The organism is Streptomyces sp. 8N114 (genome assembly GCF_052245835.1).
Classification (GTDB): Bacteria; Actinomycetota; Actinomycetes; order Streptomycetales; family Streptomycetaceae; genus Streptomyces.
This window is the reverse complement of the sequence record NZ_JBQQBT010000001.1, coordinates 1,022,335-1,034,423: the sequence shown is the minus strand read 5'-3', so window position 1 is coordinate 1,034,423 and position 12,089 is coordinate 1,022,335. Positions and strand designations below refer to the sequence as shown.

Here is a 12,089-nt window from a genome sequence, read left to right as displayed (position 1 = left end):
ATGCTGATCCCGCGCAGGGTCAAGCACCGCAAGCAGCACCACCCGAAGCGCACGGGTATGGCCAAGGGCGGTACCGAGGTCGCGTTCGGTGAGTACGGCATCCAGGCTGTGACCGGTGCCTACGTGACGAACCGGCAGATCGAGGCCGCTCGTATCTCCATGACTCGTCACATCAAGCGTGGCGGCAAGGTGTGGATCAACATCTACCCGGACCGTCCGCTGACCAAGAAGCCCGCCGAGACCCGCATGGGTTCCGGTAAGGGTTCGCCGGAGTGGTGGATCGCGAACGTCAAGCCGGGGCGCGTGATGTTCGAGCTGTCCTACCCGAACGAGAAGATTGCTCGTGAGGCGCTCACCCGCGCTGCTCACAAGCTTCCGATGAAGTGCCGCATCGTGCGGCGCGAGGCAGGTGACGCGTGATGGCGGCCGGAACCAAGGCGTCCGAGCTGCGCGAGCTGGGCGACGAGGAGCTTGTCTCCAAGCTCCGCGAAGCCAAGGAAGAGCTGTTCAACCTCCGCTTCCAGGCGGCGACGGGACAGCTCGAGAACCACGGCCGGCTCAAGGCCGTCCGCAAGGACATCGCCCGGATCTACACCCTGATGCGTGAGCGCGAGCTGGGCATCGAGACGGTGGAGAGCGCCTGATGAGCGAGACGAATGTGACTGAGACAAAGCAGGAGCGCGGCTTCCGCAAGACCCGGCAGGGTCTTGTCGTCAGCGACAAGATGGACAAGACCGTCGTCGTCGCCGTCGAGGACCGCGTTACGCACGCGCTGTACGGCAAGGTCATCCGCCGTACCAACAAGCTCAAGGCGCACGACGAGCAGAACGCTGCCGGTGTCGGCGACCGCGTCCTCCTGATGGAGACCCGGCCGCTGTCCGCCACCAAGCGCTGGCGCATCGTCGAGATCCTCGAGAAGGCCAAGTAACTCCTTTGAGCCCGTCCTGGGCCCAAAGGTTCGTTCCGCCAGGCTCGGCAGGGATCGTGAGATCCCTGCCGGGAACCGGCAGACATACAGGAGATAGACGTGATCCAGCAGGAGTCCCGGCTTCGCGTCGCCGACAACACGGGTGCGAAGGAGATTCTCACCATCCGTGTGCTCGGCGGCTCGGGCCGGCGCTACGCGGGCATCGGTGACGTCGTCGTCGCTACCGTCAAGGACGCGATCCCCGGCGGGAACGTGAAGAAGGGCGACATCGTCAAGGCCGTCATCGTGCGCACCGTCAAGGAGCGCCGCCGCCCGGACGGCTCGTACATCCGGTTCGACGAGAACGCCGCCGTCATTCTCAAGAACGACGGCGACCCTCGCGGCACCCGCATCTTCGGTCCGGTGGGCCGGGAGCTGCGCGAGAAGAAGTTCATGAAGATCATCTCGCTCGCGCCGGAGGTGCTGTGACCATGAAGATCAAGAAGGGCGACCTGGTTCAGGTCATCACCGGCAAGGACAAGGGCAAGCAGGGCAAGGTCATCGTGGCCTACCCGCGCGAGGACCGGGTCCTGGTCGAGGGTGTCAACCGGGTCAAGAAGCACACCAAGGCCGGTCAGACGGCCCGCGGTTCGAAGACCGGCGGCATCGTGACCACCGAGGCCCCGATCCACATCAGCAACGTTCAGCTGGTCGTGGAGAAGGACGGCAAGAAGGTCGTGACCCGCGTCGGGTACCGCTTCGACGACGAAGGCAACAAGATCCGCGTTGCCAAGCGGACCGGTGAGGACATCTGATGACTGCCACCACCACTGAGGCCCCGCGCCTCAAGCAGCGCTACCGCGCCGAGATCCAGGGCAAGCTGCAGGACGAGTTCTCCTACGACAACGTCATGCGGATCCCCGGTCTGACCAAGATCGTGGTCAACATGGGTGTGGGCGACGCCGCCCGCGACTCCAAGCTGATCGAGGGTGCCATCAAGGACCTCGCCACGATCACCGGCCAGAAGCCCGCCGTCACCAAGGCCCGCAAGTCCATCGCGCAGTTCAAGCTGCGTGAGGGGCAGCCGATCGGCGCCCACGTGACGCTGCGCGGCGACCGGATGTGGGAGTTCCTGGACCGCCTGCTGTCCCTCGCACTGCCGCGCATCCGCGACTTCCGCGGTCTGTCGCCCAAGCAGTTCGACGGCAGGGGCAACTACACCTTCGGTCTCACGGAGCAGGCCATGTTCCACGAGATCGACCAGGACAAGATCGACCGGGTCCGGGGCATGGACATCACCGTGGTCACCACGGCGACCAACGACGACGAGGGTCGTGCCCTGCTTCGTCACCTCGGCTTCCCGTTCAAGGAGAACTGATCATGGCGAAGAAGGCTCTGATCTCGAAGGCCAGTCGCAAGCCGAAGTTCTCGGTGCGCGCCTACACGCGCTGCCAGCGCTGCGGCCGTCCGCACTCCGTCTACCGCAAGTTCGGCCTGTGCCGCGTGTGCCTTCGCCAGATGGCGCACCGTGGCGAGCTGCCGGGCGTGACCAAGAGCTCCTGGTAATCCCACCCGCCAGCCCGACCACCGCCCCTGATGGGCGCCCTTCGGGCGGCAGGATTTTGGGGATTCATCGGGACTCTCGGTAAGCTGAAAAGTCGCTTACTACGCCGTAGGTCCCCCGCGACGCACCCGTCCCGTCGTCGGCCGCAAGGCCGGCGGACGGGGAGAAGGACGACGCATACAGGGAAACCCCGGCGAGAGAGGCCGAAGGCCATCACATGACCATGACCGATCCCATCGCAGACATGCTGACGCGTCTGCGTAACGCGAACTCGGCGTACCACGACACCGTGGAGATGCCGCACAGCAAGATCAAGTCGCACATCGCGGAGATCCTCCAGCAGGAGGGCTACATCACCGGCTGGAAGACCGAGGACGCCAAGGTCGGCAAGAACCTCGTTCTCGAGCTGAAGTTCGGCCCGAACCGCGAGCGCTCGATCGCCGGCATCAAGCGGATCTCGAAGCCGGGTCTGCGGGTCTACGCAAAGTCCACCAACCTGCCGAAGGTGCTCGGCGGCCTGGGCGTGGCGATCATCTCCACGTCGCACGGTCTGCTGACCGACAAGCAGGCACAGAAGAAGGGCGTGGGTGGGGAAGTCCTCGCCTACGTCTGGTAACGGAAGGGAACGGAGGTAAAGCAATGTCGCGTATCGGCAAGCTCCCCATCCAGGTTCCCGCCGGTGTGGACGTCACCATCGATGGCCAGACGGTCGCGGTGAAGGGCCCGAAGGGCTCCCTCTCGCACACCGTTGCCGCGCCCATCGAGATCGCCAAGGGCGAGGACGGCGCGCTCGTCGTCACCCGTCCGAACGACGAGAGCCGGAACAGGGCCCTGCACGGTCTGTCCCGCACGCTGGTGGCGAACATGATCACTGGCGTGACCCAGGGGTTCACCAAGGACCTCGAGATCAGTGGCGTCGGCTACCGCGTCCAGGCCAAGGGCTCCAACCTGGAGTTCTCGCTGGGCTACAGCCACCCGATCCTGGTGGAGGCCCCCGACGGGATCTCCTTCAAGGTCGAGTCCCCGACCAAGTTCACGGTCGAGGGCATCGACAAGCAGCGGGTCGGCGAGGTCGCCGCGAAGATCCGCAAGCTGCGGAAGCCCGACCCCTACAAGGCCAAGGGCGTGAAGTACGCGGGCGAGGTCATCCGCCGCAAGGTCGGAAAGGCTGGTAAGTAAGCCATGGCATACGGCGTGAAGATCGCCAAGGGCGACGCCTACAAGCGTGCCGCTGCCAAGCGTCGTCACATTCGCATCCGCAAGAAGGTCTCGGGAACCCCTGAGCGCCCCCGCCTTGTGGTGACGCGCACCAACCGTGGTATCACCGCTCAGGTGATCGACGACATCGCGGGCCACACGCTGGCCTCGGCGTCGCACCTGGACGGCTCGGTCCGCGGTGGTGAGGGTGACAAGAGCGCGCAGGCCAAGCAGGTCGGCGCACTGGTCGCCGAGCGCGCCAAGGCCGCGGGCATCGAGGCCGTCGTGTTCGACCGCGGCGGCAACAGGTACGCAGGGCGGATTGCCGCTCTGGCTGACGCCGCCCGCGAGGCCGGGCTCAAGTTCTGAGCCCCGGTTCCGTGAGCTAGCGGACAAAGAGAGAGGTAATTCCAATGGCTGGACCCCAGCGCCGCGGTGGCGGCGCCGGTGGCGGCGAGCGGCGGGACCGTAAGGGCCGGGACGGCGGCGCTGCCGCCGAGAAGACCGCGTACGTTGAGCGCGTTGTCGCGATCAACCGCGTCGCCAAGGTTGTGAAGGGTGGTCGTCGCTTCAGCTTCACCGCGCTGGTCGTGGTGGGCGACGGTGACGGCACCGTGGGTGTCGGATACGGCAAGGCCAAGGAGGTGCCGGCCGCCATCGCCAAGGGCGTTGAGGAGGCCAAGAAGCACTTCTTCAAGGTCCCGCGTATCCAGGGCACCATTCCGCACCCGATCCAGGGTGAGGAGGCAGCGGGCGTCGTGCTGCTCAAGCCGGCCTCGCCCGGTACCGGTGTGATCGCCGGTGGCCCGGTGCGTGCCGTGCTGGAGTGCGCGGGCATCCACGACGTGCTCAGCAAGTCGCTGGGCTCGTCGAACCCGATCAACATCGTGCACGCCACGGTGGCGGCGCTCCGCGGGCTTCAGCGCCCGGAGGAGATCGCGGCCCGTCGTGGTCTGCCGCTCGAGGACGTGGCACCCGCCGCTCTGCTGCGGGCGCGTGCAGGGGTGAGCGCGTAATGGCTCGCCTGAAGATCACGCAGACCCGTTCCGTTATCGGGACCAAGCAGAACCACCGTGACACGCTGCGGACCCTCGGTCTCAAGCGCGTCAACGATGTGGCCGTCCGCGAGGACAGCGCCGTCGTGCGCGGTCAGGTGCACACCGTGCGCCACCTCGTGACGGTCGAGGAGGTCGACTGAGATGGCGGACGACAACCCGCTGAAGGTCCACAACCTCCGTCCTGCCCCGGGTGCCAAGACCGCCAAGACCCGCGTGGGTCGTGGTGAGGCGTCCAAGGGCAAGACCGCGGGTCGTGGCACCAAGGGCACCAAGGCCCGGTACCAGGTTCCGGAGCGCTTCGAGGGTGGGCAGATGCCGCTGCACATGCGGCTGCCCAAGCTCAAGGGCTTCAACAACCCCGCCCACAAGCAGTTCCAGGTGGTGAACCTGGAGAAGCTGGCCGCGCTCTACCCCGAGGGTGGCGAGGTCACGGTGGCCGACCTGGTCGCCAAGGGCGCTGTGCGCAAGAACGAGCTGGTCAAGGTGCTCGGCGATGGCGACATCTCGGTGGCGCTGACGGTGACCGTCGACAAGGTCTCCGGCTCCGCCAAGGAGAAAATCACCGCTGCCGGCGGCACCGTCACTGAACTCCTCTGAGTTCGTTGACCAGGTGAACGACAGGCCGGGGATGTCCCAACGGGACATCCCCGGTTGGTCGTTTGCACAGCTGGTCGTTTCTCGGTGGTGCACCGGCCGGTAAGGTGGCACCACGTTGATAACTGTCGATCCTCAAGACCGTCACCTCTCGCGCCAGTAGATCGCGGGGGGCGCAGGAGGCACCGTGCTCACCGCGTTCGCCCGGGCGTTCCAGACGCCCGACCTGCGCAAGAAGCTGCTCTTCACGCTCGGCATCATGGTGCTCTTCCGAATCGGAGCGCACGTTCCCGTGCCGGGCGTCAGCTATGAGAACGTCCAAGCGTGTATGGACGAGGCCAAGGGCGCGCAGGGCCTGTTCGGCCTGGTCAACATGTTCAGTGGTGGCGCGCTGCTGCAGATCACCATCTTCGCGCTCGGGATCATGCCGTACATCACGGCGAGCATCATCCTGCAGCTGCTGGTCGTGGTCATTCCGCGGCTGGAGGCGCTGAAGAAGGAAGGGCAGGCCGGACAGGGGAAGATCACGCAGTACACGCGTTATCTGACCGTCGCCCTCGCCATCCTCCAGGCCACCGGCCTGGTTGCCACCGCACGCAGCGGCAGTCTGTTCCAGAGCTGCAGCGTCGGCACCCAGATCATCCCCGACCAGTCGATCTTCACCACTGTCGTGATGGTCATCACGATGACGGCCGGCTGCGGCCTGATCATGTGGCTGGGTGAGCTGATCACCGACCGCGGAATCGGCAACGGCATGTCGATCCTGATGTTCGTCTCCATCGCGGCCGGTTTCCCCGGCGCCCTGTGGGCCATCAAGAAGCAGGGCAAGCTGGCGGACGGCTGGATCGAGTTCGGTGCCGTCATCCTCTGCGGTCTGGCGATGGTCGCCCTCGTGGTCTTCGTCGAGCAGGCGCAGCGCCGTATTCCGGTGCAGTACGCGAAGCGGATGATCGGCCGACGGAGTTACGGCGGAACCTCGACCTACATTCCGCTCAAGGTCAATCAGGCCGGTGTGATTCCCGTCATCTTCGCCTCGTCGCTGCTCTACATTCCCGCCCTGATCGTTCAGTTCAGCGGCTCCCAGGCGGGCTGGGCGCAGTGGATTCAGGCCCACTTCGTGAAGGGTGATCACCCCCTTTACATTGCGACCTACTTCCTGCTGATTGTCTTCTTCGCCTTCTTCTACGTGGCTATCTCCTTCAACCCCGAAGAAGTTGCCGACAACATGAAGAAGTATGGTGGCTTCATCCCGGGTATCCGGGCTGGTCGTCCCACCGCGGAGTACCTGAGCTACGTGCTGAACCGCATCACGTGGCCCGGCTCTCTGTACCTGGGCCTGATCGCACTGGTGCCGACCGTCGCGCTGATCTTGTTCAACGCCAATCAGAACTTCCCGTTCGGCGGAACGAGCATCCTGATCATCGTGGGCGTCGGTCTCGAAACCGTGAAGCAGATCGAGAGCCAGCTTCAGCAGCGCCATTACGAAGGGTTCCTCCGCTGATGCGTATCGTCCTCGTCGGGCCCCCTGGTGCGGGCAAGGGAACACAGGCGGCGTTCCTCGCCAAGAACCTCGCGATTCCCCACATCGCCACCGGCGACCTCTTCCGCGCCAACATCAGCCAGGGCACCCCGCTCGGGCAGAAGGCGCAGGAGTACATGCGGGCCGGCCAGCTGGTACCCGACGAGGTCACCATCGGGATGGCCAGGAGCCGGATGGAGGAGCCGGACGCCGCGGCCGGATTCATGCTCGACGGCTTCCCGCGGAACATCGCCCAGGCCCAGGCGCTGGACGGCTATCTGGACGAGACCGGCCAGAAGCTGGACGCGGTGCTGGACCTGGAGGTCCCCGAGGACGAGGTCGTCAAGCGGATCGCCGGACGGCGCATCTGCCGCAACGACAGCAGCCATGTCTTCCACGTCGAGTACAGCCCGGCCAAGTCCGCGGGCGTCTGCGACGTGTGTGGCGGCGAGCTCTACCAGCGCGAGGACGACCGCGAGGAGACCGTGCGCAAGCGGCTCGAGGTCTACCACAGTGAAACCGAGCCGATCATCGACCACTACAAGGCGCAGGGGCTCGTGACCACGATCTCCGCGCTGGGTGCGGTCAGCGAGGTGACGGAGCGCGCCATGCAGGCGCTCTCCTCGGAGTAGTCGAACGTAGGGGCTCGGGCGCTTTGTGATGCGGCCGGACCCTGTGGCGCGGTGGTTGCGCGCCGTCGCGGCCGTTCCAAGTTTTTGATGTGGGGCCGGGCTGACGCCCGGCCCCACATCGCTGCCCGGGCAAACCGGAGGGGGCCCGGGCCGGGGGCGTGTCCCGGGAGGGCTGGACCTCACGGTCAAAGCGCCCCGCAGGGGCTGGCAGACTGGGTTGGAGTACTCAGTAAGTGGCGAGGCCCGAGCGGCCAGCGGAGAGGCGGACGTCGGCATGGTCGAGATCAAGACCCCGGAGCAGATCGCGAAGATGCGCGAGGCAGGGCTGGTCGTCGCCGCCATGCACGAGGCATGCGCCGAGGCCGCGGTGCCGGGCGCGACGACCAAGGATCTGGACGAGGTCGCCGCGAAGGTACTGGCCGACCATGGGGCGAAGCCGAACTTCCTCGGCTACGGCGGCTTCCCCGGCAACATCTGCACCTCGGTGAACGATGTCGTCGTCCACGGCATCCCCAGCAAGGAAACCGTCCTCAAGGCCGGTGACCTGCTGTCCATCGACGCCGGAGCGATCATCGACGGCTGGCACGGGGACGCCGCACTGACCGTCTTCGTGGGCGAGGGCCACTCCGCGGAGCTGCACGAGCTCAGCCGGGTGACTCAGGAGTCGATGTGGGCCGGGATCGCCGCCATGCGCAAGGGCAACCGGCTGGTCGACATCTCCAAGGCCATCGAGAGCTACATCCGGCGGCAGCCGCGCCCGGCGGGCGGTAAGTACGGGATCATCGAGGACTACGGCGGCCACGGGATCGGCTCCCAGATGCACATGGACCCCCACCTGCTGAACTACGTCGAGCGGCGGCGGGGCAAGGGGCCGAAGCTGGTGCCGGGGATGTGCCTGGCCATCGAGCCGATGGTGAGCCTGGGCACGCCTCGTACCCACGTTCTGTCGGATGACTGGACGGTCAAGACGAACGACGGCACCTGGTCGTCGCACTGGGAGCACTCCGTCGCGCTGACCGAGCAGGGGCCGTTGGTGCTGACCGCGCGTGACGGTGGCCGCGCGAAGCTCGCGGAGCTCGGTATCGAGGCAGCCCCGGACCCGCTGGGCTGAATTCCTCTCCCTTCCGGCTTCGATCCGGGTTCGGCGGATTAACCCCGTCGCGGGGCGGGGAGACTCCCCGATTCGTCTATTCGGGAGCGGTGTCGTAGACTGGCTCGTCGGCCCAGGTGTACCCGTATGCCTCGGGCCTCCCAGGTAGCCGATCCCGGAAGGTGAAGCGCTCAAGCATGGCCAAAAAACAAGGGGCCATCGAGATCGAGGGCACCGTCGTCGAGTCTCTCCCGAACGCGATGTTCAAGGTTGAGCTCCAGAACGGGCACCAGGTCCTCGCGCATATCAGCGGCAAGATGCGGATGCATTACATCCGTATCCTTCCCGACGACCGGGTCGTGGTGGAGCTCTCTCCTTACGACCTGACGCGCGGACGGATCGTCTACCGCTACAAGTAGATCGACAGATCGTGCCGGCTTCCCGCTCCCGTGGGGAGATGGCCAGACCCGGAGAACCTCACACCATGAAGGTCAAGCCGAGCGTCAAGAAGATCTGCGACAAGTGCAAGGTGATCCGCCGCCACGGCCGGGTCATGGTCATTTGCGAGAACCTGCGCCACAAGCAGCGCCAGGGCTGACGTACGACGACCTGCCTTTCGCAGTTCCTTCGCGCGACGCGAGCAACAGTTGCATAAGCAGGGCCCGACACCGCTGACGGTGTCGACACCCCCGGTCGGAGGCCGGGGACCCTTCCCCAAGCTCTTCGAGCAGGGGGGCACCCCCACAGGTGATGGGAGCGGCACTGCTTCAGACCTCCGACGGAATCATCAGGAGCCACATCCATGGCACGCCTCGCTGGCGTCGACCTCCCGCGCGAGAAGCGCGTCGAGGTTGCCCTCACCTACGTCTTCGGCATCGGCCGCACCCTTGCCCAGCAGACCCTGCGCGAGACCGGGGTCAACCCGGACACCCGCGTGCGGGAACTGGGCGAGGAAGAGCTGGTCAAGCTCCGCGAGTACGTGGACAACAACCTTCGGGTAGAGGGTGACCTCCGCCGTGAGATTCAGGCCGACATCCGCCGCAAGGTGGAGATCGGCTGCTACGAGGGTCTGCGCCACCGGCGCGGTCTCCCGGTCCACGGCCAGCGCACCAAGACCAACGCCCGCACCCGTAAGGGCCCGCGTCGCGCCATCGCCGGCAAGAAGAAGCCGGGCAAGAAGTAGTCCACACCGGACACGCTGCAAGCGGTCCGCGTAGTAGGACCGACCACCTCACGGGAGTTATCTCTATATGCCTCCGAAGGGCCGTACGGCCGGCGCCAAGAAGGTGCGCCGCAAGGAGAAGAAGAACGTCGCCCACGGGCACGCTCACATCAAGAGCACGTTCAACAACACCATCGTTTCGATCACTGACCCCACCGGCAATGTGATCTCCTGGGCCTCCGCCGGCCACGTCGGCTTCAAGGGCTCGCGGAAGTCGACGCCGTTCGCCGCGCAGATGGCCGCCGAGAACGCGGCGCGCCGCGCGCAGGAGCACGGCATGCGGAAGGTGGACGTCTTCGTCAAGGGTCCCGGCTCCGGCCGTGAGACCGCGATCCGCTCCCTCCAGGCCACCGGCCTCGAGGTCGGCTCCATCCAGGACGTCACCCCCACCCCGCACAACGGCTGCCGCCCGCCGAAGCGTCGCCGGGTCTGAGAACTGAAGTAGGAGATCACCAAACATGGCGCGTTACACCGGGGCCGACTGCAAGCGTTGCCGTCGGGAGAAGCAGAAGCTCTTCCTCAAGGGAGCTAAGTGCGAGAGCGCGAAGTGCCCGATCGAGATCCGTCCTTACCCCCCGGGTGAGCACGGGCGCGGGCGCACCAAGGACTCCGAGTACCTGCTGCAGAAGCGTGAGAAGCAGAAGGCCGCCCGTATCTACGGCGTGCTGGAGAAGCAGTTCCGCGGGTACTTCAATGAGGCCAACCGCCAGCAGGGCAAGACGGGTGAAAACCTGCTGCGCATTCTGGAGACCCGTCTGGACAACGTCGTGTACCGGGCTGGCTTCGCCAAGTCCCGTGACCACGCACGTCAGCTGGTCAAGCACGGCCACATCGCGCTGAACGGTCGCAAGACCGACATCCCTTCGGCGCGGGTGTCCGTCAACGACATCATCGAGGTCCGCGAGTCCTCCCGTAACCTGACCCCCTTCCAGGTGGCGGCTGCGGAGGCCGGCGAGAAGACCGTTCCGGCGTGGCTGGAGGCCATCCCGTCGAAGATGCGGATCCTCGTCCACTCGATGCCCGAGCGCCAGGTGATCGACACCCAGGTGCAGGAGCAGCTGATCGTCGAGCTGTACTCGAAGTAACCGAGGCAGTTGATCGTCGAGCTGTACTCGAAGTAATTCGGGGCGGCTCTGGTAAGGGGTGCGGGGCGGTCTCGGCTGTGTTTCGGCCGGGCCGCCCGTACCCTTGCAGTACCGGCATCAAATAGCGGTTGCCGAAGACTGGAGGAACACATCTCATGCTGATCGCTCAGCGCCCTTCCCTGACCGAAGAGGTCGTCGACGAGTTCCGCTCCCGGTTCGTGATCGAACCGCTGGAGCCGGGGTTCGGCTACACCCTCGGTAACTCTCTGCGTCGTACGCTCCTCTCCTCGATCCCCGGCGCTGCTGTGACCAGCATCCGGATCGACGGTGTCCTGCACGAGTTCTCGACCGTGCCGGGCGTCAAGGAGGACGTCACCGACCTGATCCTCAACATCAAGTCCCTCGTCGTCTCCTCGGAGCACGACGAGCCGGTCGTGATGTACCTGCGCAAGCAGGGCCCGGGCCTGGTCACCGCCGCGGACATCGCGCCGCCGGCCGGTGTCGAGGTGCACAACCCGGACCTGGTCCTCGCCACCCTGAACGGCAAGGGCAAGCTGGAGATGGAGCTGACCGTCGAGCGCGGTCGCGGCTACGTCTCCGCCGTGCAGAACAAGCAGGTGGGCCAGGAGATCGGCCGGGTCCCGGTCGACTCCATCTACTCGCCGGTTCTCAAGGTCACCTACAAGGTCGAGGCGACCCGTGTCGAGCAGCGCACCGACTTCGACAAGCTGATCGTCGACGTCGAGACCAAGCAGGCCATGCGGCCCCGTGACGCCATGGCGTCCGCGGGCAAGACGCTGGTCGAGCTGTTCGGCCTGGCACGCGAGCTCAACGTCGACGCCGAGGGCATCGACATGGGCCCGTCGCCGACGGACGCCGCGCTCGCGGCCGACCTGGCGCTGCCGATCGAGGAGCTGGAGCTGACGGTCCGCTCCTACAACTGCCTCAAGCGCGAGGGCATCCACTCGGTGGGCGAGTTGGTGGCCCGCTCCGAGGCGGACCTGCTGGACATCCGCAACTTCGGTGCGAAGTCCATCGACGAGGTCAAGGCGAAGCTGGCCGGCATGGGCCTGGCCCTCAAGGACAGCCCGCCCGGATTCGACCCGACCGCTGCGGCGGACGCCTTTGGGGCGGACGACGACGCTGATGCGGGCTTCGTCGAGACCGAGCAGTACTGAGAGCTCGGGTCTGAAGGTTGTGTTGTGACTGCGGGCCCGGCTT

22 protein-coding genes are annotated in these 12,089 nt (G+C 66.0%); all 22 read left to right on the top strand.

Going from position 1 to position 12,089, the window contains the following annotated elements:
* The 22 genes from rplP to ACTWQF_RS04585 all read left to right on the top strand — a co-directional run bounded on the left by rplP (nt 1) and on the right by ACTWQF_RS04585 (nt 12,046).
* Nucleotides 1-420: a 50S ribosomal protein L16 gene (gene rplP, locus ACTWQF_RS04690; protein ID WP_019354945.1), complete on the top strand. Its 420-nt coding sequence runs from the start codon at nt 1-3 to the stop codon at nt 418-420.
* Nucleotides 420-644 carry a 50S ribosomal protein L29 gene (gene rpmC / locus ACTWQF_RS04685; RefSeq protein WP_016473420.1) on the top strand — a complete coding sequence of 75 codons (225 nt, stop codon included), beginning with the start codon at nt 420-422 and terminating at the stop codon, nt 642-644. Before rplP ends, rpmC begins: the two co-directional genes overlap by 1 nt.
* A complete protein-coding gene (gene rpsQ / locus ACTWQF_RS04680) occupies nt 644-928 on the top strand; it encodes a 30S ribosomal protein S17 (RefSeq protein ID WP_443277270.1) in 285 nt (94 codons plus the stop codon). The genes rpmC and rpsQ overlap by 1 nt, the downstream gene beginning before the upstream one ends.
* A gap of 99 nt (nt 929-1,027) precedes the next feature.
* Complete coding sequence (rplN, locus tag ACTWQF_RS04675) at nt 1,028-1,396, top strand: 50S ribosomal protein L14 (protein WP_019354942.1); 369 nt, start codon at nt 1,028-1,030, stop codon at nt 1,394-1,396.
* Between the two features lie 2 nt (nt 1,397-1,398).
* Nucleotides 1,399-1,722 carry a 50S ribosomal protein L24 gene (gene rplX, locus ACTWQF_RS04670; protein WP_443277269.1) on the top strand — a complete coding sequence of 108 codons (324 nt, stop codon included), beginning with the start codon at nt 1,399-1,401 and terminating at the stop codon, nt 1,720-1,722.
* Nucleotides 1,722-2,285 carry a 50S ribosomal protein L5 gene (rplE, locus tag ACTWQF_RS04665; protein WP_443244230.1) on the top strand — a complete coding sequence of 188 codons (564 nt, stop codon included), beginning with the start codon at nt 1,722-1,724 and terminating at the stop codon, nt 2,283-2,285. Before rplX ends, rplE begins: the two co-directional genes overlap by 1 nt.
* Nucleotides 2,286-2,287: 2 nt before the next feature.
* Nucleotides 2,288-2,473 carry a type Z 30S ribosomal protein S14 gene (locus ACTWQF_RS04660; protein ID WP_027738922.1) on the top strand — a complete coding sequence of 62 codons (186 nt, stop codon included), beginning with the start codon at nt 2,288-2,290 and terminating at the stop codon, nt 2,471-2,473.
* 215 nt (nt 2,474-2,688) lie between these two features.
* Nucleotides 2,689-3,087: a 30S ribosomal protein S8 gene (gene rpsH, locus ACTWQF_RS04655; protein ID WP_209239898.1), complete on the top strand. Its 399-nt coding sequence runs from the start codon at nt 2,689-2,691 to the stop codon at nt 3,085-3,087.
* 23 nt (nt 3,088-3,110) lie between these two features.
* Entirely contained in the window at nt 3,111-3,650 is a 540-nt protein-coding gene (gene rplF, locus ACTWQF_RS04650; protein WP_443277268.1) for a 50S ribosomal protein L6, read from the top strand.
* A 3-nt stretch (nt 3,651-3,653) separates the two neighbouring features.
* A complete protein-coding gene (rplR, locus tag ACTWQF_RS04645; RefSeq protein ID WP_443277266.1) occupies nt 3,654-4,037 on the top strand; it encodes a 50S ribosomal protein L18 in 384 nt (127 codons plus the stop codon).
* A 44-nt stretch (nt 4,038-4,081) separates the two neighbouring features.
* Nucleotides 4,082-4,684: a 30S ribosomal protein S5 gene (gene rpsE / locus ACTWQF_RS04640; protein WP_016473411.1), complete on the top strand. Its 603-nt coding sequence runs from the start codon at nt 4,082-4,084 to the stop codon at nt 4,682-4,684.
* Nucleotides 4,684-4,866, top strand: coding sequence for a 50S ribosomal protein L30 (gene rpmD / locus ACTWQF_RS04635; protein WP_433100616.1), 183 nt, complete (start codon nt 4,684-4,686; stop codon nt 4,864-4,866). Before rpsE ends, rpmD begins: the two co-directional genes overlap by 1 nt.
* 1 nt (nt 4,867) lies before the next feature.
* On the top strand, nt 4,868-5,323 hold the full coding sequence (gene rplO, locus ACTWQF_RS04630) for a 50S ribosomal protein L15 (protein WP_443277264.1): 456 nt from the start codon (nt 4,868-4,870) through the stop codon (nt 5,321-5,323).
* Between the two features lie 184 nt (nt 5,324-5,507).
* On the top strand, nt 5,508-6,821 hold the full coding sequence (gene secY, locus ACTWQF_RS04625; RefSeq protein ID WP_443277263.1) for a preprotein translocase subunit SecY: 1,314 nt from the start codon (nt 5,508-5,510) through the stop codon (nt 6,819-6,821).
* The gene (locus ACTWQF_RS04620; RefSeq protein ID WP_443277261.1) at nt 6,821-7,471 is read left to right on the top strand and encodes an adenylate kinase; all 651 of its coding nucleotides are present in this window, start codon (nt 6,821-6,823) and stop codon (nt 7,469-7,471) included. Before secY ends, ACTWQF_RS04620 begins: the two co-directional genes overlap by 1 nt.
* Nucleotides 7,472-7,745: 274 nt before the next feature.
* Nucleotides 7,746-8,582: a type I methionyl aminopeptidase gene (gene map / locus ACTWQF_RS04615; protein ID WP_443277260.1), complete on the top strand. Its 837-nt coding sequence runs from the start codon at nt 7,746-7,748 to the stop codon at nt 8,580-8,582.
* A gap of 176 nt (nt 8,583-8,758) precedes the next feature.
* The gene (gene infA, locus ACTWQF_RS04610) at nt 8,759-8,980 is read left to right on the top strand and encodes a translation initiation factor IF-1 (protein ID WP_003948620.1); all 222 of its coding nucleotides are present in this window, start codon (nt 8,759-8,761) and stop codon (nt 8,978-8,980) included.
* 65 nt (nt 8,981-9,045) lie between these two features.
* A complete protein-coding gene (gene rpmJ, locus ACTWQF_RS04605) occupies nt 9,046-9,159 on the top strand; it encodes a 50S ribosomal protein L36 (protein ID WP_009740505.1) in 114 nt (37 codons plus the stop codon).
* Between the two features lie 204 nt (nt 9,160-9,363).
* The gene (gene rpsM, locus ACTWQF_RS04600; protein ID WP_443244225.1) at nt 9,364-9,744 is read left to right on the top strand and encodes a 30S ribosomal protein S13; all 381 of its coding nucleotides are present in this window, start codon (nt 9,364-9,366) and stop codon (nt 9,742-9,744) included.
* Nucleotides 9,745-9,811: 67 nt separating this feature from the next.
* Nucleotides 9,812-10,216, top strand: a complete 405-nt coding sequence (gene rpsK / locus ACTWQF_RS04595) for a 30S ribosomal protein S11 (protein WP_016473404.1) — start codon at nt 9,812-9,814, stop codon at nt 10,214-10,216.
* Nucleotides 10,217-10,241: 25 nt separating this feature from the next.
* On the top strand, nt 10,242-10,868 hold the full coding sequence (gene rpsD, locus ACTWQF_RS04590; protein WP_443277257.1) for a 30S ribosomal protein S4: 627 nt from the start codon (nt 10,242-10,244) through the stop codon (nt 10,866-10,868).
* Nucleotides 10,869-11,023: 155 nt separating this feature from the next.
* Nucleotides 11,024-12,046 (top strand): DNA-directed RNA polymerase subunit alpha, encoded by a 1,023-nt coding sequence (locus ACTWQF_RS04585; RefSeq protein WP_443244223.1) that lies wholly within the window; start codon nt 11,024-11,026, stop codon nt 12,044-12,046.
* Nucleotides 12,047-12,089: the final 43 nt, after the last annotated feature.

Coding starts and splice junctions, on each gene's coding strand:
- rplP (WP_019354945.1), top strand. CDS start 1: ATGCTGATCCCGCGCAGGGTCAAGCACCGCAAGCAGCACCACCCGAAG.
- rpmC (WP_016473420.1), top strand. CDS start 420: ATGGCGGCCGGAACCAAGGCGTCCGAGCTGCGCGAGCTGGGCGACGAG.
- rpsQ (WP_443277270.1), top strand. CDS start 644: ATGAGCGAGACGAATGTGACTGAGACAAAGCAGGAGCGCGGCTTCCGC.
- rplX (WP_443277269.1), top strand. CDS start 1,399: ATGAAGATCAAGAAGGGCGACCTGGTTCAGGTCATCACCGGCAAGGAC.
- rplE (WP_443244230.1), top strand. CDS start 1,722: ATGACTGCCACCACCACTGAGGCCCCGCGCCTCAAGCAGCGCTACCGC.
- ACTWQF_RS04660 (WP_027738922.1), top strand. CDS start 2,288: ATGGCGAAGAAGGCTCTGATCTCGAAGGCCAGTCGCAAGCCGAAGTTC.
- rpsH (WP_209239898.1), top strand. CDS start 2,689: ATGACCATGACCGATCCCATCGCAGACATGCTGACGCGTCTGCGTAAC.
- rplF (WP_443277268.1), top strand. CDS start 3,111: ATGTCGCGTATCGGCAAGCTCCCCATCCAGGTTCCCGCCGGTGTGGAC.
- rplR (WP_443277266.1), top strand. CDS start 3,654: ATGGCATACGGCGTGAAGATCGCCAAGGGCGACGCCTACAAGCGTGCC.
- rpsE (WP_016473411.1), top strand. CDS start 4,082: ATGGCTGGACCCCAGCGCCGCGGTGGCGGCGCCGGTGGCGGCGAGCGG.
- rpmD (WP_433100616.1), top strand. CDS start 4,684: ATGGCTCGCCTGAAGATCACGCAGACCCGTTCCGTTATCGGGACCAAG.
- rplO (WP_443277264.1), top strand. CDS start 4,868: ATGGCGGACGACAACCCGCTGAAGGTCCACAACCTCCGTCCTGCCCCG.
- ACTWQF_RS04620 (WP_443277261.1), top strand. CDS start 6,821: ATGCGTATCGTCCTCGTCGGGCCCCCTGGTGCGGGCAAGGGAACACAG.
- map (WP_443277260.1), top strand. CDS start 7,746: ATGGTCGAGATCAAGACCCCGGAGCAGATCGCGAAGATGCGCGAGGCA.
- infA (WP_003948620.1), top strand. CDS start 8,759: ATGGCCAAAAAACAAGGGGCCATCGAGATCGAGGGCACCGTCGTCGAG.
- rpmJ (WP_009740505.1), top strand. CDS start 9,046: ATGAAGGTCAAGCCGAGCGTCAAGAAGATCTGCGACAAGTGCAAGGTG.
- rpsM (WP_443244225.1), top strand. CDS start 9,364: ATGGCACGCCTCGCTGGCGTCGACCTCCCGCGCGAGAAGCGCGTCGAG.
- rpsK (WP_016473404.1), top strand. CDS start 9,812: ATGCCTCCGAAGGGCCGTACGGCCGGCGCCAAGAAGGTGCGCCGCAAG.
- rpsD (WP_443277257.1), top strand. CDS start 10,242: ATGGCGCGTTACACCGGGGCCGACTGCAAGCGTTGCCGTCGGGAGAAG.
- ACTWQF_RS04585 (WP_443244223.1), top strand. CDS start 11,024: ATGCTGATCGCTCAGCGCCCTTCCCTGACCGAAGAGGTCGTCGACGAG.